This window comes from Arcanobacterium haemolyticum DSM 20595 (assembly GCF_000092365.1).
Taxonomy (GTDB): Bacteria; Actinomycetota; Actinomycetes; order Actinomycetales; family Actinomycetaceae; genus Arcanobacterium; species Arcanobacterium haemolyticum.
Window position 1 is genome coordinate 121,242 of sequence record NC_014218.1, and the last position, 21,184, is coordinate 142,425.

Sequence of the window (21,184 nt, forward strand, 5' to 3'; positions counted from 1 at the left end):
GATATGTAGTGGATGTGCGCGGAGGGTAGTTACAGGCTTGCGACGCGCAGGGAAATCCACGCTCCTATATGGCATTGTGCAAGACCTTATCTCCCAAGGAACGCCGTGGAATAACATTATCTATATTAATTTTGAAGACGAACGTCTTGTTGAGTTTACAACTCAAGATTTCAACTCAATTATTACGTTGGCAGCTTCTATGAGTGATGGGGCGCCTGGCCCGGGCTGAAAAAACTAGACCATCTGGCTTGAGAGTGTCTTCCGTGACAGCCCCGGTTGGGGCAGGAAGATTGGAGAGCATGAAGAAGTTCTCGAAGCACACACCCGAACAAATCGTGGTGAAGCTCGACAAGGCCAGGTCCTTGAAGGAATCTGGCAGCACCGTGGCAGAGGTTTGCCGTGAGCTTGGCATCAGTGAGGCAACGTATCACCGGTGGCAGAGACAGTACGGCGACATGACTCGCAGTGAAGCACGGCGGTTCAAGGAGCTGCAGGAAGAAAACGAGAAGCTCAAGCGGTTGCTTGGGGAGGCTGAACTCGAAAAGTCGCTGCTTAGGGAGTTAGCAGAGGGAAAATTCTGACCCTGGCACGCAAGTACGAAGCGATTGACCATGCCCTATCGTTGGGGTACTCAGTGCGCTTGGCATGCCGCGTTGTCGGGGTTTCCCGCGGGGCGTACTACAACGCCCGACGCCACACAACCGGGCCTTCTGCCACCGACAAGCACGCCTCGTTGCGTAGCTGGTTGGTGACCTTCGCTGCATCCCATCGTCGCTGGGGCTACCGCCGCGCGTGGGTTAAGGCTCGTGAGGCCGGGTTTGACTGCGGCCGCGATGTCGTGCGCCGCATATGGCGCCAGGAGGGTCTGCGGGTGTTTCCACGCAAGGCTCCCAAGCGGCGGTGTCTGCCCCTATCCACCCCTCGGGTTGAGCCAGCTGCGTGTCCCGGTGATGTGTGGGCATTGGACTTCCAGTTCGACACTGACTACCACGGTAAGACGTTTAAGATCTGCAACGTCATCGATGAGTTCACACGTGAGCACGTGGGATTCGAGGTCGGGCGGTCTATTACCGCCGTGTCAGTCATTGAACTGTTGAGCAATCTTGCTGCCTCCAGAGGTGGCCGTCCGCGAGTGTTGCGCATGGATAACGGCCCTGAGTTCATCAGCCACGAGCTGAACAAGTGGGCAGCCAAGGAGGGCACTGTTGAGGCGTTCATACCACCAGGAAGGCCATGGCACAACGGATTCGTGGAGTCGTTTCACAACCGCCTCCGCGATGAGCTACTCGAAGACGAGATGTTCGACGACCCGGCCCACGCCAGCCACTGCCTCAGGTTGTGGTCAAAGCGCTACAATACGTGTCATCCGCACTCAAGCTTGGGCTTTGTCCCGCCAGCGCAGTACGCCAAACAATGGCACCTAACCCAGGGAGGCCCTCAAGCCGCCCGGTCCTAGATTTCAGCCCGCTCCACGCCCATATACTTTTTTGATGAAATTCAAAATGTGTCTGGTTGGGAAAAATTTGCGCGGCGCCTTGCTGATTCTTTTGAACGCGTATATATAACTGGCTCTAATGCAAAAATGCTCAGCCATGATATCGACACAACTCTTGGTGGACGGTATTTAACACTTCACGTTGAACCATACAATTTCCGTGAGTATTGCCAAGCAACGGGATTGAGCGTCGAACATCTACAAAACTTGACAACGAAGGTAAAAGGTAAATTACTTCACGCGCAAAATACATACCTCGCTTTTGGAGGCTTGCCTGAGGCACCCAAATATCTTGATAAACGAAGCTACTTTCATACAGCAAGTTACATAACATACTCAAAACAATTGGGATGAAGCTCAGTAAAGATACTGTTATTCGCTATGTTGCGGAACTAGAAGCTGCCTATGTGCTCTTTTCTCTACGGAACACACGAGATAAATTTGCTGAACGCGAGAGTAATCCGAAGCAGTATTTTAGTGATAATGGAATTCTCAATCTTTTTCTTCTGAACAAAGATTCTGTTTTGTTGGAAAACCTCGTTGCTATTTCTTTACGAAGAAAATATGGCGAGAATGTAGGATATTTTTTTGAGCCGACGAAGAATATCGATCTAGATTTCTATGTACCAGATCAGGAATTCGTTGTTCAGGCTTGCTACTCCATGGGTGATCCGATGACGCGTGAACGCGAAATTAAGAGCATCATCAATTTTTCACGGTCGTATCCACACTCACAGCGGCGGTATTGCATTGTCACGCACTCAACAGAAGAAACGATCAATACAGGGAATGTGGAGATTCATGTTACTCCGTTATGGAAGTTTCTTCTTGAACTATAAGTTAAGTGGAAGAATAAGTGTGCTATTTGCCCATCTTGCGCCGAACGCCGTCGTAAAAACCGCGCGAAATAAGTTTGGCGCGTTCTGTGCGATCCTTGCTGGTGAGGACTGTAAACACGGCGAAACGCGTGATCCAGTAGCCGTACCGGAAACGCCAGGTGGCAGGCAAATCAGGATTGCGCATCAGCTCAATCGTGTTTCGGGTGAGGTAGTAATTACGGATGGGGGAGTGAACGTGAATAGTCCGCTTACGGCCCTTCACCTTGATCCCGCGGTCGCCTAATGAGTGAACAAGCCGTGCCGTAGGGATCGCCAATAAGCGATAACCGCACGCGCGCGCACGCATCGACCACGCCAAATCAACATGGTCAATAAAATACTCAGCAGGCATTAACCCAACCTCGCGCAAAACATGCGCCGGAATCAAACAACCAGAAGCCAACAAGAACGACGCTTCGATAGGATCCGTGCCGATCTCGAAATTGTTAGGCCGCTTTGGCCCCCACGTATGATCCGTGTACACCAAAGGCTCATCGCCGTCGAAAGGCACGGGGCCAACCGCGCCCACGCCCGGCCCCAAATGAACTGCCAAATCGGCAACCATACGCGGCCCAGGAATCGAATCCTGATCGGAGAGGATAACAGCATCGGCACCGTCGTCTAGCGCGCGTGTGATACCAATGTTCTGTGCGGCAGCAATCCCAACGTTTCGGCCAAGCGGCAACAAAATAGCGCCCGTCCGCTGGCACGCCTCACCCAATTCGGTATCTAACGTGGGAGAATTATCAACCACGTACACAGCCGAACACTGATCAGCAAAGCGCGCCAGTAGCGGATACACATCACCAGGGTGATATGTAACGATCACCGCGGCAATACGTTCACACATTAAGCGTTCTTCCCACGCGCCAAAATACGCATCAAGTATTCGCCATACCCAGACTTGCGCAACGGTTCGGCGCGTTCGGCCAGTTCGGCGTCGTTAAGGAAACCCATACGCCACGCAACTTCCTCCGGGCAACCGATCTTCAAGCCCTGGCGGGCTTCCACGGTGCGGACGAACGAGGTGGCGTCTGCCAGCGAATCGAACGTGCCTGTATCTAGCCATGCGGTGCCGCGTGGCAGAACTTCAACGGTGAGCTTGCCTTCGCGCAAGTAATGCTTGTTCACGTCGGTGATTTCGTATTCGCCGCGTGGGGATGGCTTGAGGTTCTTAGCGATCTCAACCACGTCATTATCGTAGAAGTACAGGCCTGGAACCGCGTAGTTGGACTTCGGCTGGGCCGGCTTTTCTTCGATGGAAAGGGCGCGGAATTCGCTATCGAATTCGACCACGCCGTAGCGTTCCGGATCGTCCACGTGGTAGGCGAACACGGCGCCACCGTTCGGGTTGACGTGGCGGCGTAGGCGCGTGCCCATGCCTGGGCCGTAGAAAATGTTATCGCCCAGCACCAGTGCGGCCGATTCGTTTCCTACGAAATCCGCGCCCAGCACGAATGCTTGCGCCAGGCCGTTTGGTTCTGGCTGCTGCACGTAGGAAAGGTTCACGCCCAGTTGGGAACCGTCACCGAGCAGGCGCTTGAAGCCGTCCGCGTCATGCGGAGTGGTGATCACGAGGATGTCCTGAATGCCAGCAAGCATCAGCGTGGTCATTGGATAGTAGATCATTGGCTTGTCATACACCGGCACAAGCTGTTTCGAAATGCCTTGGGTGATGGGGTGGAGCCGAGTGCCGGAACCGCCTGCAAGAATAATGCCGCGCATGATAGTTACCTTCCGTGAGGACAAGCTTGATATATGCCCACTATTATTCCGTATTTTGTGCCCGCGTGGGGTTACATGGCGAGTGTTAGTTTTTGGATGAGGGACGACGCCGGTGGGCGCGGCGTTCCTGGTAACGTTTCGGAACGAATTCGTGCCAGTTGTGAGAGGCGGCGAGCATTGTTGAGATGAGGATAACGATGCAGCCGGCGATTTCGATCGGGGCGGGGATGACCGCTGTAAGGATGAATGCGAAGATGACCGCCCAGGCGGAGTACGAAATGTTGATGGCCATAGCACGGGCGGCGCCAATTGTGTGGATTGCGCGGTAGTAGCACAGGTAGGAGATTGTGCCAGCTACTGCGGCACCTGCGATGATGGCCGTGCCTGGCGTGAACATGACGCGGGAGAGCGAATCGAGGTTCCCCGTGATAGGGATGACGAATAACAGGTATGCCAGGGCAGAGGTCGTTTGACGAATATGAAGAGCGACGTGGTTATCGACTCCTTTATCGCGCATCGCCCATGCCAAAATAACTGCTTCGGATCCCCAGCCGAGGATACACATCGTGGCGCCGATAGCGCCAAGAAGCGTAGATCCAGGAGCATCCTCCAGGCTGGACGAGCCCACAACAATGATGGCAAGGATAGCAACCGCGAGGGCTAACAGTTGCCGGCGGCGCATCTGCTCTTTCAATAATCCTGTGGCCAGGAATGTGCCAAGGGCCGGGTAGAACGTGGACAGAATGGCCGTGTAGCCTGCACCGAGGTTCTCGATCGCTAAGGCGTAGCCGAACATTCCGATAGGGCCACCGAGCAGTGCCGCTGCGCTCACTGCCTTGCCGTGGCTCGTGGCCCACCCGCGGCGCGTATCGCCCAACTGCCCAGATCCAGCCATCACGATCAACATGAGGAGAGCGCAAAGAGAATCATGGAGTGCGGCAGTAACAAGTGGGCTTCCAGTGAGGTGCCCGAATGCGCTGGTAGCCAACGCGATGCTCAAAATAACCGTATCTAGGCCCCACAGCATCCCTGAGAAAATCCCCCACATCATGAGGCTCATTTTACTATGTGGATGCGCGAACTATGTGGATGCACAGGCCTGGGGCCTAGAAAATTTCTAGGCCCCAGGTAAGTGAGCAAGGTAAGGGTGAGCTAGTTGTTAACTTCTAGCTCTTACTTTTCTTCCTCAAGGCGTTCTGCGATATCGCGAGGAGTTACCGCTTCCTTGGCATCTTCAACAGTCTCAACAGCCTTCTCTGCCGTTTCTTCCACCTTTTCCTTAACCGTTTCAACGGTATCTTCAAAGGATTCGAATGCGGCTTCAGCATCCGTTGGCACAGCCAGATCTTCCCAGTAGGCTTCAGCCCATGGATCCTCAACAGGCTTAGAACGTGCCCATGCTACGTATGCGGCGCCAAGCGCGGAACCAACAAGAAGAGTCCAACCAAAAACCTTCTTGCCACGGCCCTTCTTTTCCTGCTTCTTCGTAAGCTTCATCGCCTTCTTTTCCGCCTTCTTAGCCAGCTTGTTTGCCTTCTTGAGTTCCTTTTTAGAAAGAGTCACAGCCTTCTCCGCCTGTTCGTTCGCGCTAGCCTTAATTTCTGCAAGAGCAGCGTTGGCAGCGTTCTTTGCGCGTGGCAAGTAATCATCCTTGACCCGATCCGCACTATCAATAACAAACGCTTGCGCATCATCCACGTATGGCTTCGCCTTTGCTACAGCTTCTTCCACGTACGGCTTGGCCTTCGCAACAGCATCATTAACATATGGCTTCGCCTTAGTTACAGCATCCTCAACATAAGGGCGCGTACGAACATAAGCATCACGTGCTGCAACATTCGCGCGAGCCACAGCATTCTGAGCTACAGGCACAAACTTTTCTGCAGCTTCTTCCAAGCGTGGTTCAGCCCATGTACGAGAAGCCTTATAAGCATCCGCCACCTTGGCAAAGAAAGAACCGGTTGCGTGAGCGGCCTGATCCTTGAGCTTCGTAACCTCGTCTGCTGCCTTTTCCGCGGCAGTCTTGCGCTTAAAGAAAGACATTGCACCACCTCCAGGTTTCTTCACTGCAGATTCCTACAGTGAGCCTTCTTTACTACCTATTCTTTCACGAAAGTGTAATGCCGTGCACATAATGACGTAAATTTCCGCCGAAATGTTCGCGCTCAACCGAATTACACACATCCAACAACTCTGATTACGCTCTAAGCCAGTTTTCTTATGGCCTCAAACCACAAGGTATGGAAAGATGGAGTGCATGGAAGCACTTATGACAACATCTGTTGGTGAAATTAAAATCGAGCTCTTCCCAGAGCACGCCCCGCAAACCGTCGCAAACTTCGCAGAACTTGCCATGGGCAAGCGCGAATGGACCGATCCGGCAACCGGCGCAACATCCACCGAACCGCTCTACAACGGAACCATTTTCCACCGTGTCATTGACGGTTTCATGATCCAAGGCGGCGATCCGCTCGGAACCGGAACCGGCGGCCCAGGCTACGTGTTCGACGACGAAATCTCCCCAGAACTCACCTTCACCGAACCATACGTTCTTGCCATGGCCAACGCCGGCAAGCGCATGGGCAAAGGAACCAACGGTTCCCAATTCTTCATCACCGTTGCCCCAACCACCTGGCTCCAGGGCGCACACACAATCTTCGGCAAAGTTGTTGATGAAGAATCCAAGGCAGTAGTAGACAAGATCGCTACCACCGAAACCGGCCCAATGGATCGCCCAGTCGAACCAATCTTCATCGAATCAGTCACCATCTCTGAATGAACCTGAACCACTAGAGGATGGCTGGGGGAGAACCCCAGCCATCCTCTTTTCACACCCACAAAGAAAAACCCATGTCTAAACTCAACATTCCCCCAGTAACAGCAGTCATGAGTGCCCTGTGCATCATCGCCACCCTCGCCTCATACGCAGTACCCGAGGTACTCTTCAGTTACGCCTTCATCCCGCTCTTCGCAGAAGCCGAACCATGGCGATTCCTCACTGGTGCCTTCCTTCACTCCGGGTTCATGCACATCCTCTTCAACGTCATGGCCCTCATCTTCCTCGGCGCAGAACTCGAACCGGCCCTCAAATCCGGACGCTTCGCCGCCCTCTACCTAGGCAGCGCAATCGGCGGAAACGCCGCAGTCTACGCCTGGAGCGCCTGGACCGGCGAATGGAACACCGCAGCAGTAGGAGCATCAGGCGCCATCTTCGGACTCTTCGGCGCCCTCATCGTCCTCACCCGCGCCCTCCACACCGACATGCGCGGAATCCTCATCCTGCTCGGAATCAACGCCCTCATCGCCATCACCACACCACAAATCTCCTGGCAAGCACACCTCGGCGGATTCCTCACCGGCATCATCCTCACAGGGATCTGGTGGCCACTCCACCGTCGTCGTCACAACCAACAAAACCACGGATGGTAAAAACTGTGCCCGATAGAAAACTACCGGGCACAACCACAACGCGGGCGAAACTACTTCCAACCCATCGTCATCAAGAAACCAACCAGCATCAAACCGATACCGATAAACAAGTTCCCGTTACCAAACCCTGGAACCGGAGCCTGTCCATGTGACACGTAAGCCATCACAACAACAAGCAAACCAATCAGAGCCAACGTAACCATTAACGGCGCCCACCACTTAGGCGAACGCTTAATCTCCGGAGCCGGATGCTCCTGGCGATCACGCGACGCAGCAATGCGGCGCTCTTCAACCTTCTTGCGCTTCTTAGATTCAGGCATCATTTTCCTCGCTAAAAGTGAAACTACCGGTATAAGACTATCGGTATTGCAGCGTTCGCGGTAGTTTAGACCCGCGGATACCCGTATAGTGGGAAAATGAACGAACAGTGAAAGGAATCGGCCAGTGACACACGAGCCAGAGACACCTGGAGAGATCGTGCCACCGCGGCGCCGATCTGCACTCCCACGCGAAGCCCGAATCTACACCGGCACCCAACCTGCCGTCAACACAGACCAAAATCTTACACAAGCGCGCCGCACCGCCAAATTCCCACCAGTCGGCGTGCCAGAATCACAAAGCCAGCCAAACCCCCCACACAAAAAACGGAACATTTTATCTGCCATCATCGGCGTTATCGGCGAACTCCTCATCACATTCGGCCTCATCGTAGCCGGATTCATCGGATGGCAACTTTGGTGGACAAGCATCCTGGCCAACCAAGTTCAAACCGAACTCCTTGACGAATTCGCCAAAAAAACCACCGCCGCACCAACCGTGGCAGCCGAACCAGCCAAAAAAGATCCACCACCATTCGAACTCAACCCAACACACGGGCAAATGTTCGGCGTCATCCACTTCCCATCCTTTGGCAAGAGCGCCACCCGCTCAATGGCAGAAGGCACCACCAACTGGGACATCCTCGACCACGGCGGATTCGGCCACTACGAAGGCACCGCATGGCCAGGCGAAATCGGCAACTTCTCCCTAGCCGCACACCGCCGCGGCAACGGCGACGCGCTCATGTTCGTGGAAGAATTCAAACCAGGCGATCCCATCATTGTTGAAACCGAAACCGCCTACTACGTCTACAAAATGACAGACCACGAACTCGTAACCCCAGACAAAACACGAGTCATCCAACCAGACCCATACCAGGCACGTGAAGCCGAAGAAAACGGCACCGGGATCACCGCCCCAACCAAGCGGCTCATCACCCTCACCACCTGCCATCCGCAATACAACGCCACCCACCGATGGATCGTTCACGGCGAATTCGACTCCTGGATCAGCAAATCCGAAGGCATGCCAAAAGAACTCATCGAACTCAACAAGAAAGAAGGCTGACAATGTACCGAGCACTGTGGAAAATCCTTCCCGGCCCAACATGGTTCAAAGCCATCGAAGCATTGTTGCTGCTAGCCGGCGTTGTTTTCGTTCTCTTCCAATACGTGTACCCATGGGTCTACTACAACACCAACTGGTTCGACACTACGGTTGGGTGATGTGCGCTTAGGAGCGAGAGACGGTTGAAGGGGTAGATCGCCAAGAACGACGCGTACGGGGCGCCAGGGTGCTGAGCATCCTGGCGCCTTCGATTGCTCTACGTGGCTGTGCTTTTGCCTCGTTTATCAAACTTACGGTTAGGTAATGCTGATTATTTCGAGAATAGTGGCAATATTTGCCACTATTCTCGAAATAATCAGCATGGGGTGCAGCATGGGGTGCCTGGAGCGTGATAGTAGGGCGCGGCTGGGGGGTGCCCCTATGTTGTGTGTCAAGCTGCCAGGGCGGTGTCGGGGACGTCGTAGAGGGTGCCGTCTCGGAGCATGGCGTACAGGACTGTGAGTCTGCGGTGGGCGAGGGCGATGATGGCTTGGTTGTGTCGTTTGCCTTGGGCTCGTTTGCGGTCGTAGTAGGCGCGGCTGACCGGGTCGGTGCGGATCACGGCGAAAGCTGACAGGAACAGGGCGCGTTTGAGGCGTTTGTTGCCTGAGTGGCTGACTCGTTCAGACTTGATCGATGACCCGGACTGACGGGTGGTCGGTGCCAGGCCAGCGTAGGAGGCCAGGGCTGCTGAGCTGGTGAAGGTCTTCCCTGCAAGTTCAGCGATGATCACGGCAGCGGTCCTGAGACCGATGCCGGGCATGGATCTCAGGACCAGGTAAAGAGGGTGGGTGGCCACGATCTTCTCTACCTCTGAAGCGACGTTGGCGCGTTGAGCGTGCAGGCTCACCAGTTGGCGGGCCAGGTGCGGGATGACTAGGCCCGCGGCTTCGGTGCCGGTGACTATCACCGACTGCTTCGCTAGCGCGGTAAGAATATCCTCGGTCCATGCAGCGTGGCGGCGAGCTCCGTGCTTTTTGAGTTTCGCATCCATTCTGGCTCGCCCGGCTTTGCGTAGAGCCTGCGGGGTTGGCCAGGTAGCGAGCACTTCGAGGATCGCGTCATGTTCCAGGCGTGGTCCGAGAACTCTTTCCAGTTCAGGGTGGATTTGGGTGAACAGCCCGCGGATCCGGTTGGAGACTTGATTGACCTGCCGTGAGAGGTCAAGGTCGAAACCGGTGAGCATCGCCAGTCCTGCCTCGTCCTGGTCGGTCTTGGTGAGCTGGCGCAGGGTGTGGGGAAGGCTGCGGGCTGCGTCAGCGATAATGAACGCATCCTTTTCATCAGTCTTCGCCTCGCCCGGGTATAGGTCAGCGATCCGGCGCATGGTCAGCCCCGGCAGGTAGGCGACCTCGATGCCCATATGTTGGGCGACCGCGATGGCGAGAGCGCCGATTGTTGCCGGCTGATCCACGACCACCAGCACAGAGCCTTTCGCTGACAGATTCGTGTAGATATCAGTGAGTTTTTGTTCGTTGTTGGGCAGGGTCTTATTCCATAACACCTGCCCGGAATCGGTTAGTGCGCAGGCCCAGTGGTCGGTCTTGCCGACGTCCAGTCCTAGAAAAATGTCTGGTCGGTCAGTTCTCATGGCAGTTGTCCTCTCGGTTTGCACCATAAGTCGGCCGAGCCTAGACAGCACGCCTCACATCCACGTTACGACAGGCATCCATCCTTGGTGCCGAGTCCCTAATCAGCGATCACATGCTGGCAACCGACCCTGGTGGCAACACCCCCCGGATCATTGGATAGACAGGGGCAAGACACCATGCCAGGGCGGCTGGCCGACAATCCCAATCAACACCCGCCAATCAGGACCTGTCAACAAGGTAACGGGCGGGTTTTGCCGAACCCAGCCGAACCTGCCTACCAGCCCTTAAGCTACCAGCCCTTAAGGCCGTTCTGAATCCTCAGGCGGGGCCGGCACCTGATCGCCGCCAGGCTTGCGTGGTTTATTAGAATCGTTGCTGCCCGGACGATCGTGGCTGCCACCACCGTTGCCACTACCGTTGCCATTGCCTGTTCCCGGCTGGCTTGGGGCTGGCACGCGTTCGGCCGGCTTCTTCGCCACCCACAAAGTGACCTTCGTGTTGAACGGAACCTTGCCAGGCATTGGTTCCATGCGTGAAATCGTTCCTTCGGTGAAGGCCTGATTTTCTTCGGTTTCTACCGTGATGGAGGAGATCTTCAGGGTGTCATTCAGATAGGCTTCGGCAGCTTCGCGCGTTTGGCCGATGATCTTTGAGGTCACGCTTTCGTCGATCAAGATTTCGCCGGAAGCCACCACAATGTTGATGGATGTTCCTGGTGCAACCTGCTGGCCAGCGGCCGGCAAGGTTTCTGTGACGGTATCCTTGGCGCGGCCAGGCACGTCCTTGACGTCAACGCGCCCCACCTTCAACCCTAGCTTTTCCAGTTCCTTCTTGGCTGCATCCTGGTTGAACGTGCCGCCGGTAAGGTCAGGAATTGCCACGGTTCCCGCGCCTGCAGAGAACGATACAACAACGTCCGAACCGCGCTTCACTTGGGATCCGAACGCCGGATCAGATGAAACGAACTGCCCTTCGGGAATGTCCTTGTGTTCTTGCGGATCGCCCAGAACAAACACCAGCCCGGCATCCTCCAGCCGTTGCCGTGCGGTCACTTGATCCGTCCCGGATAGATCCGGAACGGTCACGGTTTCGGTGGCCTTCTCGTCGTCAGATCCGCCAGAAGTCAACGCCCACGCCAGCCCCGCAACAGCCAGTACCAATAGCAGAACGGCAAGAACGATCATCACCACGTTCTTTTTCTTGTTCGGCTCAACAGCAGGGGTGATACCGGTTTGAGTGAGGGCGGGGCTCACTGTTGTAGCCGCGCCGTCTGTGGTAGCCGGAACGTGTGGGGCAGCCATAACCTGCGTGCTCCACGAAGCGGACGCCGGAGCGCTCACGTTCCCGCCGCGCAGAGCGTTGAGTAGATCGGATCGCATATCGATGGCTCGCTGGTAGCGATCTTCGCGCTTCTTCGCCAACGATTTCATAACAACGCGATCGATGCTATCTGGAATATCCGGAGCGATCGCGGCAGGCGATACTGGCATTTCAGAAACGTGTTGATAGGCCACGGCCACAGCGGAATCGCCGCGGAATGGCGGGCGCCCCGTTAAGAGTTCGTAGAGCAGGCAACCGGTGGAGTATAGATCGGAGCGGGAATCCACGACTTCACCGCGCGCCTGTTCTGGCGATAGGTATTGTGCGGTGCCAACCACGGAGTTGGTTTGGGTCATGGTGGCAGACGAATTGGTGAGCGCCCGCGCGATCCCGAAGTCCATCACTTTTACCTTGCCATCGTGCGTGAGCATGATGTTGCCTGGTTTGATATCGCGGTGAACGATACCTTCGCGGTGTGAGTATTCGAGTGCGGAGAGGATGCCGACGGCGATTTGCACAGCTTCGTTGATTGGCAGGGCATCGCCGTTTTTGAGGAGTTCTGAAACGGTGCGGCCTTTAACGTATTCCATCACGATGTAGGGGAGGGAGACGGTTTTGCCTTCGTCTGACGTGATGTGTTCTTCGCCGGTATCGTATACGGCAACGATGGCCGGGTGGTTGAGTGCGGCGGCGCTTTGGGCTTCGCGCCGGAAGCGAGCAACGAAGGTTTGATCTGAGACGTGATCGGAGCGCAATACTTTGATCGCTACGGTGCGAGAAAGTCGCGTGTCATACCCAATGTGGACTTGCGCCATTCCGCCGCGGCCGATGAGATCGCCAACTTCGTACCGGCCCCCCAGCATACGTGGGATGTTTGTCATTACTCGCATTCCTTCCTGGATGACATAGATACTTTCCAGTCTGCCTTATCTTGCGCGTGAAGTGGATATAGGTTTGGTTGCGATTCAGTCACGATTCAGCACCGCCGAGAATACGCGTTGTGCGATGGGTGCGGCCACTTTCGATCCGCTTTGGCCTTCTTCGACGACGACGGCAACCGCCACTTGCGGATGTTCTACCGCATCGAATCCGATGAACCAGGCGTGTGCATCGCCGCCCGTGCCGATTTCTGCAGTACCAGTTTTTCCTGCTATTTGAGTGTTTTTGAGCCCTGCATTTACGCCAGTGCCGTGGTTGACTACGTTGATCATCATCGTGCGTAGGATATCTGCCGTGCTGGGGCTGATTGGTGTGCTGAGTTCGGATGGCTGGGTTTCGGAGAGCACGCCGAGATCTGCGGTGAGGGTTTGGTCTACCAGGTAAGGTTTCATGAGGACACCGTTATTTGCTACCGCGGAGGCCACCATTGCCATGGCGAGTGGCGAGGTTTCGATGTCGCGTTGTCCGAATGAGTCCATGGCGAGTGCCGCGCTATCTTCCGGGTAGGGGAATTGCGATGGGGTGACGGGCAGGGGGATGGAGAGTTTTTGGTTGAAGCCGAAGGCTTTGGCCATGTCTACCATTTTTTCTGCGCCAACTTTTGTTCCGCCGATGGCAAAGGGGGTGTTGCAGGATTCGGTGAGTGCGGTGATGAATGGGACGTGCCCTGAACCGTCGCCGCATTTTTCCTTATATGGGTTAAAGATTTCGTGGCTGGTTCCGGCTGGTGTGAAAGAGTCTGGGGCTTCCACAACGGATTCGGCATTGAGGCCGAGGTGTTCGATCATTGCTGCAGCTGTGATGACTTTAAAGACTGATCCTGGTGGGTACAGATCTCCGCCGATTGCCCGGTTGATGAGGGGTTTGTGGGGATCGTTATTGAGCGCGTTCCAGGCATCGTTTGCGACGTTAGAATCCCGGCTTGCGAGCGAATTTGGGTTGTAAGCGGGTTTGGAGACGAGCGCAAGGATTTTTCCGGTTGAGGGTTCGATAGCGACGACGGCGCCGCGGCGATCCCCTAACGCATCCCATGCGGCTTTCTGTGCCTGTGGGTTGATCGTGAGTGACACGGCGCCACCTTTTGGCTGACGGCCGGTGATGAGGCGTTCGATTCGCTGGCTGAACAGGCTGGAATCAGATCCGCCTAGAACCGCGTTTTCTTCGCGTTCTAGGCCCGTCATGGAGTTGAACGTAGTAGAGAAGTATCCCGTGATTGATGCATACAGTTCGGCCTGGTGATAGGTGCGGAGGAACTTGTATTCATCTGGGAAGGGTTCGGAGGTGACGATCGGTTCGCCCGCCACGATGATTGGGCCGCGGTCTGTGCCAAATTCGCGCCAGAGTGTGCGCACATTGCGCGCATCCGCATTCAGTTCTGGAGCTTTGAAGAACTGGATGTAGCTGATGGCCGCCATGAGCGTTAAGAACATGACGATGATGATGGCAGTTAGTTTACGGATTGATGGGTTCATGAGATCTCATGGCCTCCAATGCGAGGGACTGCCGTGGTTTCGAGTGAATCTTCAGACGATGTTTTAGGATCGTCGCGTGGTGGTGATTGCAGATCTTGAGGCAGTTCGCCGGTACTGATTGTTGACAGAGGTGTTGATGCCGGAGTGAACGGCCGGCGTGCAGAATCAGACATACGGATAAGGATGCCAATAATAATGAAGTTGGTGAGTAGTGCAGATCCACCCTTGGCTAAGAACGGCATGGCCAAGCCGGTTAATGGAATAACGCGAGTAATGCCGCCAACCACTACAAAGCATTGTAGGGCGATTGTGAAACCTAATCCGGCAGCCAGTAACTTTCCAAACCCATCACGCAACGTGATGCCAATCTTCATCGCACGGGTGACGATGAGTACGTATAAAGAGAGAAGAGAAAGAAGGCCGACGAGCCCGAGTTCTTCACCAAGCGACGCAATAATAAAATCCGAATTTGCTGCGAACGAATTGGCCGGGCTGCCTTCACCTAAACCAGTGCCAAACAGGCCACCCGATGCCATGCCGAACCAGCCCTGAACTAGCTGGTAGGAACCGTATTTAGCGCTGTAGACCTCCGGATCTAACGCGTGTAGCCAGATTGTAAAACGCGCCTGAATGTGAGGCATGATCTGCACGATCGCATAGACACCTAGTGAGGAAAGCACGCCGCCAATCACGATCCACGACGTACGTTCGGTGGCCACATACAACATCGCCACAAACAAGCCAAAGAACAAGAGAGCAGTACCAAAATCGCGTTCTAGAGCCAAAATTCCCATACATGATAGCCATGCAACGAGGATCGGCATCGAATGCCGGAGCCGCGGGAAATGAATCCCCAACACTTTAGGGCCGGCAAGCGAGAGGTTGTCACGTTGAGCCACCAAATAGCCCGCGAAAAACACAGTAAGTAAAATCTTCGCCAATTCGGCAGGCTGATATGAAAAACCAAGAATATTGATCCACAGTTGGGCGCCATACACTTCAACACCCAAAACTGGCACCAGTGGTAAAAGCAACAAAACCAGGCCGGCGATCAATGAACTGTACGTAATACGCCGCAACCACCGGTGATCGCGCAAAAAAGCCACCGTAGCAATCAACAACAGGATCGCCACCACCGTCAACACCAGTTGGCCGCGAGTCTCTGGCGGATCACCACGATTCACCAGTTGGAAATCAATCCGGTAAATCATCGTTAAACCAATACCAGTTAACGCTACCGCAGCAGGGAACAAAATCGGATCAGCATACGGTGCTAACCGGCGAATCACCATGTGGCACGCCAACAGAAAAACAGCACCGCCGCCAGCAATGGCACCAAAATACGGCGGGAGCACGTCATCTGGATGCGACGATGCCACCCCGTAATGAACCAAAATCCACGCAGCCAGCGGAATCACAAACGCAAGAATAAGCAGCCCCAACTCCTGATTCCTTCCGGAACGAGCTGGACGCGTGCTCACCACGCTCATCGCGAATCTCCAGACCCCATAGGATCATTCTGCTCCGGAATCTGATATCCCGGAGGCGGCACAACAGAAGGCGAAAAAGGCGACGGTTGCTTCACAGGATTTTGAACAACCAACTTCTGGGCAGCCAAATCTTTCACAACCTGGCGGGCTTCTTCAAGACTACTTCGCGTAATCGGCATATCCAAACGCTGCCGCGCAACCGGGTTCAAGTTCTTCACCATAATCCCAGTCTCCTCAAACTTCTCCGACAACTCCAACGGGCCCACAGTTTGAGGAATACCCTTAAAAATAACAACCTTACCCTGATCAGCCGCTACGTAATATCTGCTCTGAGTCCACATATACCCAGCCCCCAATCCAACAGCCAGCGCCACTACCACAACCAGCCATGCGGCAAGGCGCGCAATCCAACGGCGACGAGGTGGCGCTGCGTCGTCGTCATCATCCTCAACCGGCGCAACCGCAGGGCGCGACGCCGCAGCCAACGCAGCAAGCTGCCCCGCTGAAGACGAACCAGCCCGCGTAGGCTTGCGACGATCCACCGCAGCAGACCCAACCACAAGCGGGCCGCGATCATACGACGAACCGGTACCAGAATCGTCAATCACATCCGCCAACACAATCGTCACGTTATCAGGCGCGCCGCCCGCCAACGCCAAATCAATCAAACGTTCGCCACACTCATCCACATCGCGATACGAGCGCAACGTATCTTCGATCGTTTCATCCGAAACCACATCAAACAAACCATCAGACGACAACAACCAACGATCCCCAGGCAACGCCTCACGAACCGACGAATCCGCCTCCACCGGCCCCGACGCATCCCCGACATTACGCATAATCACATGACGCTTCGGATGATGTAACGCTTCCTCCGGAGACAACTGGCCATGATCCACCAAATACTGAACCAACGTGTGATCCCGCGTAATCTGAGTCAACCGCCCTTGACGCAACAAATACGCCCGCGAATCACCCACATGAACCATGCCCAACTTATTAGCTGTACGCAAAATCGCAATACACGTGGTGCCCAACCCAGCCAACTCCGGATTCTCCGCAACCCGAACAAGCAACTCATTCTGAGCCTGATTCAACTGACGCTTCAATAAGGGCAACAAATCCTCAGCCTGATGCGAATCATCAATCTGAGCCATCTGGCCAACCACAACAGACGACGCCACATCGCCACCAGCAGCGCCACCCATCCCATCAGCCAACACAAGAAGATGAGACGACGCGTAGCCGGCATCCTGATTCGACTTACGAACCAGGCCGACATCACTAAACGCGGCATACTCAAAACGAATCATCGACGTAACTCCATCGAGGTCTTACCAATAACAACCGGCACACCGACCTCAAGCTGGACAGGGCCAACAATCTTCGACGTTCCAACCCATGTGCCATTCGTGGAATTCAAATCCTCAATAAACCACTGATCGCCCTCACGGTAAAAACGAGCATGGCGGGAAGAGGCATAGCCGTCGTCTAACACCAACGCCGAATCAGGCGAACGCCCAACCGTAATCGACGACGAACCAAGCGGCAAAGCCGTACCAGTCAACGGACCCCGCACCACAACCAGGTGGCGAGGCAACGACGACACCGGTTCCTCACGCGACGACTGCGCCACAGCCGACGGCTTGCGCGCCCGATCCCGAATCTTTGTACCGAAAATATCGTTCCGAATAGTCACCAACATAAAAATAACCAGCAACCAGACAAGCACCAAAAAACCAAAACGCAAAAGCGTAACAACTAACGCACTCATGCCGGCTCCGCAGATGTCCAAAACATAATACGCGTACGGCCAATCGTCAGCGTATTACCATCCACCAACGTAGCCGCAGAAATACGATGCCCCTCAACAAAACTGCCATTCGTACTACCCAAATCAGTAGCAATCACCCCGGCAGGAGTAACACGCAACTCAAGATGCTTGCGGGACACACCGGCGTCGTCCACCTGAATATCCGACACAGAACCACGGCCAATAACCGTAATCGCGCCAGTCAAAATATAACGCTGCCCCTCCACATCAATAATCGGATTCTGCGGCGACGCCTCCGACGTAGTAGCCGGCGCAACCGGGCCACGGCGCGTATGGCACGCAACCTCAATCTTCCCGCGCGGCTGAACCTCAGACTCCGCAAACTCAATCGTTACCGGGCCTAAGAAAACATACGCCTGCTCACACGCATAATCAGTAGCAACCCCCACCAGCTCGTCACGCAACGCATCCTCATCCCACTCAGAAATCTTCGCGAAATCATGAGATGACAACGTCAACGTAAACTCATTAGGCGATACAGTACGATCCCGGGACACCTCAGCCGCACGATCATCCATCGTACGTTTCAACGCCGAAGCTAACTCAATCGGCTTCACATCCGATTTAAACGCGCGCGAAAAGACGTTCTCAACCGCGTTTTCCACGCTCTTTTCGAACTTATCGAACGCACCCATACGTTAAGCTCCTTGACCTTAAAACCACGTAACGCTCATGTAAACGAAACACCTATAGTGCTCGCATACACGACACACTTATTTAACTCTACGTCCTTTTGGTGTGTGGTAGCTACTACGGGCACTCATTAGCGAGCAAAAATACCAAAATAGTCGCAGATTGGTGGGGGCGGTCACGTGAGTTGCGTGATAGAGGAAGTGGGTTGTAGAATGGCGGAGTTAAAGCTCAAGTGGCGGAATAGGCAGACGCGCACGGTTCAGGTCCGTGTGCCCGCAAGGGCGTGGGGGTTCAACTCCCCCCTTGAGCACGAAATCCCCGGTTTGACCGGGGATTTTTTGTTGGAGGCTGGGGCGGGGCCTTGTACGCCGCCAACACCCCTTGGCGGCGGCCAGTGTTTACGCAAAACTCACTTATTTCCGGCGATAGGGCCATATAAGGGCCTATCGCCGGCTGTGGGTGATTTTTTCGTCAAAGAGGGGCTGAAGAGATGGTGAAGGGGCTGGTGCCGGATCACGTGTCTCGCAGGTTGCGCGGCACCCGCGGTTCATCCGGGCGAATCTTGTGCCGGAACTCGCGCCCAGCCTGGGCCACGCCCTTGGTGCTGGCCGCGGCAATATCGGATTCGGCCAGCGGAGACGTAGAATCAACGGCATGCCGTGGCTTGATCCGCAACTGCCGCAACCGCGCCGAATACTGCCGCAAATCGTAGGCGTTCCGCGGCAACTGCCAATCGAACTTCCGCGCCAACAAGCCGAAAACGGCACACATCAAAATCGCGGATCCCATGCCGGCCTTATACATTCCGTAATGCTGGAAAATCACCATTTGGGTAGCGGCAACCACGGAGAAGGTGGCGTACAACGGGCTGCCGCCGAAGATCGCCGGGATACGGTTCACCATCACGTCACGCAACAACCCGCCCATCGTGGCCGTCACTACGCCCAAGAAAATAGACGGAATCCAATCCAGCCCAGCGCTTAAGCCTTTGGAGGCGCCGGTTGCGGACCAGCAACCGAGCGCCAACACATCAGCCAACGACAGCATCCGTTGGGACCATTTGCCTTCGAACGGGATCAGATAGGCGATGATCGATGCAGCGAACGCCCCACCCAAATACCAAGGGTCGGTGAGCGCCACGGGGAAACCAACGCCCAACATGACATCACGCGTGATCCCGCCGCCCAGTGCGGTTCCCGTACCGAGCACAAGGAACCCGATCAGATCGTATCCGAGGATTCGGGCAAGAGCCGAACCAATCAGGGCGTTGGCAATAACGCCCAGAACATCCACAAGCCGGAAGAGGCTCTCTGGATCCATAACACCGCCTTTACGGGGGAGATTGTTAGCTTTCGATCCAGGTGGCGAGCTGACGAAGAACCTTTTCGGCGTCAGAATCGGTACGCAGAGAAAGAACAACCAGATCAAGAATGTGATCGTGCTGGTAGATCCACCGTTCCACGGCTGTCAACGCGATCTGGGTTGCTTCTTCCAGTGGGAAGCCACCGTAACCGGTGGAGATGCCTGGGAAGGCGATGGAGCGGATGTCACCTTTAGCACAGGCGAGTTCCATACAGTTCCAGTAGGCCTTGAACAGGGTTTCGCGATCCTTCTTGGTAACCTTCCCGTTCTTGATGCGTGGGCCGGTTGTGTGGATAACGTACTTGGCCGGCAGGCGGTATCCGCGGGTGATGATGGCATCGGCAGGTTCGAGCCCCTTGCCGCCATTGAGTTCGCGAATCGTGGTGGTATCGGTGCGCATCCATGGCCCGGCTTGTTCGTGCAGCATGGAATCGAGGCAGCTGTGGAGCGGCACCATGCAACCGTTGAGATCTGGCACGGCTGGGTTCACAACGGCGTCCACAACAAGCTGACGCATATCGCCACGGAACAGCACGGTGCGTGGGGCTGGGCCGTAATCGCAGTCCGGGATCATGTCCGATACACGGCGGAGGTTTTCGGCTTCAACGCGCCCGTGGCGGCCAACTTGCCGGAAAAGAAGTGTGTTGATTGCGCGCGAGGAAATCGGATCGAGCGGCTTCGGATCGCGCACGGCCAGTTCGGATTGGAGCCAGCGTAGCAGGCCTTCATCCGTGGAAAGATGAGCCAGCGATGACGTTCCCGTGTAGTGCTTTTCCGTGATGCCACCGAGGGCAGTCATGAGCAGATCGTAGTCCGATCGAGTATCATTTTTTGGTTCTGGGAATGGTTCGTCTAGGTTGATCGCTTGACGATAGTCCGACAGTAGCAGCATTATTCACCTTTCTCGCTACCTCAAGGATACCTGGGTTCGTAGTTAAGGTCATGTGAGATAGGCTTGTTGCATGAAGTTTTCACATCAAGAGTCGTTGTTTTCTATTTTTTCGGAGATTGACGACGACGAACAGTCGGTTGCGTCTGCCTCTACGCCTCGTGTTCCAGCGGGAGCCGTTGAAACGAATGTTGGGCATCCGATCGGGCGTCCGTCGTCGTCCCACACTCTTGTGATCGCAACGGATGGTGCCTGTTCCGGAAACCCGGGGCCAGGCGGCTGGGCGTTCGTGGATCAGACGCGCGGGTACGGGCTTTCTGGCGGCGCGGCGCAAACCACGAATAATATTATGGAACTTACCGCGATGATGCGGGCGCTCGAATATGCGGGGCCGGACGTGGATCTGCTGCTGCGCGTGGATTCGAAATACGTGATCGATTCGATGACTAAGTGGGCGCCGGGCTGGCGCAAACGCGGCTGGCGCAAGGCGGACGGGAAGCCGGTGCTGAATCGTGAACTGATCGAACGAATTCTCAACTTATATGAAGCGCGCACGGGGCGAACCGACGTGGAATGGGTGCGCGGGCACAACGGCGATCCGGGAAATGACCTGGCCGATCGGCTCGCGGTGGAGCAATCGAACGCATATAAAAAATAGGTGACACGAACGTGTGTCGGAGGTGAAAGGTAGGCTGTGA

General features: G+C 55.2%; 23 protein-coding genes and 1 tRNA gene. 10 read left to right on the top strand and 14 right to left on the bottom strand.

Annotated elements, in window-relative coordinates; all coding sequences use genetic code 11:
• Positions 1-37 precede the first annotated feature (37 nt).
• From ARCH_RS09540 to ARCH_RS00470, 4 genes are all read left to right on the top strand, one after another.
• Complete coding sequence (locus ARCH_RS09540) at positions 38-229, top strand: AAA family ATPase (RefSeq protein ID WP_197712422.1); 192 nt, start codon at positions 38-40, stop codon at positions 227-229.
• Between the two features lie 70 nt (positions 230-299).
• Positions 300-1,456 (top strand): IS3 family transposase gene (locus tag ARCH_RS00465; RefSeq protein WP_389400668.1). Its coding sequence is split into 2 segments (ribosomal slippage): positions 300-576 and positions 576-1,456, totalling 1,158 coding nucleotides; the frame shifts between segments, so codons are not numbered across the junction.
• Positions 1,457-1,477: 21 nt separating this feature from the next.
• Positions 1,478-1,849, top strand: coding sequence for an AAA family ATPase (locus ARCH_RS09545; protein WP_261974481.1), 372 nt, complete (start codon positions 1,478-1,480; stop codon positions 1,847-1,849).
• Positions 1,846-2,334, top strand: coding sequence for a DUF4143 domain-containing protein (locus tag ARCH_RS00470; protein ID WP_049765780.1), 489 nt, complete (start codon positions 1,846-1,848; stop codon positions 2,332-2,334). The genes ARCH_RS09545 and ARCH_RS00470 overlap by 4 nt, the downstream gene beginning before the upstream one ends.
• 22 nt (positions 2,335-2,356) lie before the next feature.
• On the opposite strand, the gene ARCH_RS00475 is transcribed toward ARCH_RS00470, so the two are convergent.
• The 4 genes from ARCH_RS00475 to ARCH_RS09170 form a co-directional block, all read right to left on the bottom strand.
• Positions 2,357-3,223 (bottom strand): glycosyltransferase family 2 protein, encoded by an 867-nt coding sequence (locus ARCH_RS00475; protein WP_013169354.1) that lies wholly within the window; start codon positions 3,221-3,223, stop codon positions 2,357-2,359.
• Complete coding sequence (rfbA, locus tag ARCH_RS00480; protein WP_013169355.1) at positions 3,223-4,098, bottom strand: glucose-1-phosphate thymidylyltransferase RfbA; 876 nt, start codon at positions 4,096-4,098, stop codon at positions 3,223-3,225. Before rfbA ends, ARCH_RS00475 begins: the two co-directional genes overlap by 1 nt.
• An 85-nt stretch (positions 4,099-4,183) precedes the next feature.
• A complete protein-coding gene (locus tag ARCH_RS00485; protein ID WP_013169356.1) occupies positions 4,184-5,146 on the bottom strand; it encodes a DMT family transporter in 963 nt (320 codons plus the stop codon).
• A 125-nt stretch (positions 5,147-5,271) separates the two neighbouring features.
• Positions 5,272-6,165, bottom strand: a complete 894-nt coding sequence (locus tag ARCH_RS09170; RefSeq protein WP_049765781.1) for a hypothetical protein — start codon at positions 6,163-6,165, stop codon at positions 5,272-5,274.
• Between the two features lie 190 nt (positions 6,166-6,355).
• Here ARCH_RS09170 and ARCH_RS00495 point away from each other — a divergent pair, with 190 nt between their 5' ends.
• Both ARCH_RS00495 and ARCH_RS00500 read left to right on the top strand, forming a co-directional pair.
• Entirely contained in the window at positions 6,356-6,877 is a 522-nt protein-coding gene (locus ARCH_RS00495) for a peptidylprolyl isomerase (RefSeq protein ID WP_041640264.1), read from the top strand.
• A gap of 71 nt (positions 6,878-6,948) precedes the next feature.
• The gene (locus ARCH_RS00500; protein WP_049765782.1) at positions 6,949-7,527 is read left to right on the top strand and encodes a rhomboid family intramembrane serine protease; all 579 of its coding nucleotides are present in this window, start codon (positions 6,949-6,951) and stop codon (positions 7,525-7,527) included.
• A gap of 50 nt (positions 7,528-7,577) precedes the next feature.
• Here ARCH_RS00500 and ARCH_RS00505 read toward each other — a convergent pair whose 3' ends face one another.
• A complete protein-coding gene (locus tag ARCH_RS00505) occupies positions 7,578-7,850 on the bottom strand; it encodes a cell division protein CrgA (RefSeq protein WP_223804399.1) in 273 nt (90 codons plus the stop codon).
• 121 nt (positions 7,851-7,971) lie between these two features.
• Here ARCH_RS00505 and ARCH_RS00510 point away from each other — a divergent pair, with 121 nt between their 5' ends.
• Positions 7,972-8,913 carry a class E sortase gene (locus ARCH_RS00510; protein WP_013169361.1) on the top strand — a complete coding sequence of 314 codons (942 nt, stop codon included), beginning with the start codon at positions 7,972-7,974 and terminating at the stop codon, positions 8,911-8,913.
• Positions 8,914-8,915: 2 nt separating this feature from the next.
• The gene (locus ARCH_RS10035; RefSeq protein WP_013169362.1) at positions 8,916-9,071 is read left to right on the top strand and encodes a hypothetical protein; all 156 of its coding nucleotides are present in this window, start codon (positions 8,916-8,918) and stop codon (positions 9,069-9,071) included.
• 272 nt (positions 9,072-9,343) lie between these two features.
• Here the strand turns inward: ARCH_RS10035 and ARCH_RS00520 are convergent, their stop codons facing one another.
• The 7 genes from ARCH_RS00520 to ARCH_RS00550 form a co-directional block, all read right to left on the bottom strand.
• Positions 9,344-10,543 carry an IS110 family RNA-guided transposase gene (locus tag ARCH_RS00520; RefSeq protein WP_013169363.1) on the bottom strand — a complete coding sequence of 400 codons (1,200 nt, stop codon included), beginning with the start codon at positions 10,541-10,543 and terminating at the stop codon, positions 9,344-9,346.
• 300 nt (positions 10,544-10,843) lie between these two features.
• The gene (gene pknB, locus ARCH_RS00525; RefSeq protein WP_013169364.1) at positions 10,844-12,745 is read right to left on the bottom strand and encodes a Stk1 family PASTA domain-containing Ser/Thr kinase; all 1,902 of its coding nucleotides are present in this window, start codon (positions 12,743-12,745) and stop codon (positions 10,844-10,846) included.
• 84 nt (positions 12,746-12,829) lie between these two features.
• The gene (locus ARCH_RS00530; protein ID WP_013169365.1) at positions 12,830-14,275 is read right to left on the bottom strand and encodes a penicillin-binding transpeptidase domain-containing protein; all 1,446 of its coding nucleotides are present in this window, start codon (positions 14,273-14,275) and stop codon (positions 12,830-12,832) included.
• Complete coding sequence (locus ARCH_RS00535; protein WP_013169366.1) at positions 14,272-15,765, bottom strand: FtsW/RodA/SpoVE family cell cycle protein; 1,494 nt, start codon at positions 15,763-15,765, stop codon at positions 14,272-14,274. The genes ARCH_RS00530 and ARCH_RS00535 overlap by 4 nt, the downstream gene beginning before the upstream one ends.
• Positions 15,762-17,081, bottom strand: coding sequence for a PP2C family protein-serine/threonine phosphatase (locus ARCH_RS00540; RefSeq protein ID WP_013169367.1), 1,320 nt, complete (start codon positions 17,079-17,081; stop codon positions 15,762-15,764). Before ARCH_RS00540 ends, ARCH_RS00535 begins: the two co-directional genes overlap by 4 nt.
• The gene (locus tag ARCH_RS00545) at positions 17,078-17,542 is read right to left on the bottom strand and encodes an FHA domain-containing protein FhaB/FipA (RefSeq protein WP_013169368.1); all 465 of its coding nucleotides are present in this window, start codon (positions 17,540-17,542) and stop codon (positions 17,078-17,080) included. The genes ARCH_RS00540 and ARCH_RS00545 overlap by 4 nt, the downstream gene beginning before the upstream one ends.
• Positions 17,539-18,237: an FhaA domain-containing protein gene (locus ARCH_RS00550; RefSeq protein WP_013169369.1), complete on the bottom strand. Its 699-nt coding sequence runs from the start codon at positions 18,235-18,237 to the stop codon at positions 17,539-17,541. The genes ARCH_RS00545 and ARCH_RS00550 overlap by 4 nt, the downstream gene beginning before the upstream one ends.
• Positions 18,238-18,461: 224 nt before the next feature.
• On the opposite strand from ARCH_RS00550, the gene ARCH_RS00555 reads away from it, so the two are divergent.
• Positions 18,462-18,545 (top strand) — tRNA-Leu (locus ARCH_RS00555).
• 203 nt (positions 18,546-18,748) lie between these two features.
• On the opposite strand, the gene ARCH_RS00560 is transcribed toward ARCH_RS00555, so the two are convergent.
• Together ARCH_RS00560 and ARCH_RS00565 are read right to left on the bottom strand one after the other, a co-directional pair.
• Positions 18,749-19,555, bottom strand: coding sequence for a trimeric intracellular cation channel family protein (locus tag ARCH_RS00560; RefSeq protein WP_013169370.1), 807 nt, complete (start codon positions 19,553-19,555; stop codon positions 18,749-18,751).
• Positions 19,556-19,580: 25 nt separating this feature from the next.
• On the bottom strand, positions 19,581-20,489 hold the full coding sequence (locus ARCH_RS00565; protein WP_013169371.1) for a macro domain-containing protein: 909 nt from the start codon (positions 20,487-20,489) through the stop codon (positions 19,581-19,583).
• Positions 20,490-20,559: 70 nt separating this feature from the next.
• Between ARCH_RS00565 and ARCH_RS00570 the strand changes: the two genes are divergently transcribed.
• Entirely contained in the window at positions 20,560-21,144 is a 585-nt protein-coding gene (locus tag ARCH_RS00570; protein ID WP_013169372.1) for a ribonuclease H family protein, read from the top strand.
• Positions 21,145-21,184 lie beyond the last annotated feature (40 nt).

Bases quoted from the DNA above. Each gene is read 5' to 3' on its own strand.
- ARCH_RS00500 (WP_049765782.1), top strand. From the start codon at position 6,949: ATGTCTAAACTCAACATTCCCCCAGTAACAGCAGTCATGAGTGCCCTG.
- pknB (WP_013169364.1), bottom strand. From the start codon at position 12,745: ATGACAAACATCCCACGTATGCTGGGGGGCCGGTACGAAGTTGGCGAT.
- ARCH_RS00545 (WP_013169368.1), bottom strand. From the start codon at position 17,542: ATGAGTGCGTTAGTTGTTACGCTTTTGCGTTTTGGTTTTTTGGTGCTT.
- ARCH_RS00550 (WP_013169369.1), bottom strand. From the start codon at position 18,237: ATGGGTGCGTTCGATAAGTTCGAAAAGAGCGTGGAAAACGCGGTTGAG.
- ARCH_RS00470 (WP_049765780.1), top strand. From the start codon at position 1,846: ATGAAGCTCAGTAAAGATACTGTTATTCGCTATGTTGCGGAACTAGAA.
- rfbA (WP_013169355.1), bottom strand. From the start codon at position 4,098: ATGCGCGGCATTATTCTTGCAGGCGGTTCCGGCACTCGGCTCCACCCC.
- ARCH_RS00485 (WP_013169356.1), bottom strand. From the start codon at position 5,146: ATGTGGGGGATTTTCTCAGGGATGCTGTGGGGCCTAGATACGGTTATT.
- ARCH_RS00540 (WP_013169367.1), bottom strand. From the start codon at position 17,081: ATGATTCGTTTTGAGTATGCCGCGTTTAGTGATGTCGGCCTGGTTCGT.
- ARCH_RS00505 (WP_223804399.1), bottom strand. From the start codon at position 7,850: ATGATGCCTGAATCTAAGAAGCGCAAGAAGGTTGAAGAGCGCCGCATT.
- ARCH_RS00495 (WP_041640264.1), top strand. From the start codon at position 6,356: ATGGAAGCACTTATGACAACATCTGTTGGTGAAATTAAAATCGAGCTC.
- ARCH_RS00535 (WP_013169366.1), bottom strand. From the start codon at position 15,765: ATGAGCGTGGTGAGCACGCGTCCAGCTCGTTCCGGAAGGAATCAGGAG.
- ARCH_RS00530 (WP_013169365.1), bottom strand. From the start codon at position 14,275: ATGAACCCATCAATCCGTAAACTAACTGCCATCATCATCGTCATGTTC.
- ARCH_RS00520 (WP_013169363.1), bottom strand. From the start codon at position 10,543: ATGAGAACTGACCGACCAGACATTTTTCTAGGACTGGACGTCGGCAAG.
- ARCH_RS00560 (WP_013169370.1), bottom strand. From the start codon at position 19,555: ATGGATCCAGAGAGCCTCTTCCGGCTTGTGGATGTTCTGGGCGTTATT.
- ARCH_RS10035 (WP_013169362.1), top strand. From the start codon at position 8,916: ATGTACCGAGCACTGTGGAAAATCCTTCCCGGCCCAACATGGTTCAAA.
- ARCH_RS00570 (WP_013169372.1), top strand. From the start codon at position 20,560: ATGAAGTTTTCACATCAAGAGTCGTTGTTTTCTATTTTTTCGGAGATT.
- ARCH_RS00475 (WP_013169354.1), bottom strand. From the start codon at position 3,223: ATGTGTGAACGTATTGCCGCGGTGATCGTTACATATCACCCTGGTGAT.
- ARCH_RS00565 (WP_013169371.1), bottom strand. From the start codon at position 20,489: ATGCTGCTACTGTCGGACTATCGTCAAGCGATCAACCTAGACGAACCA.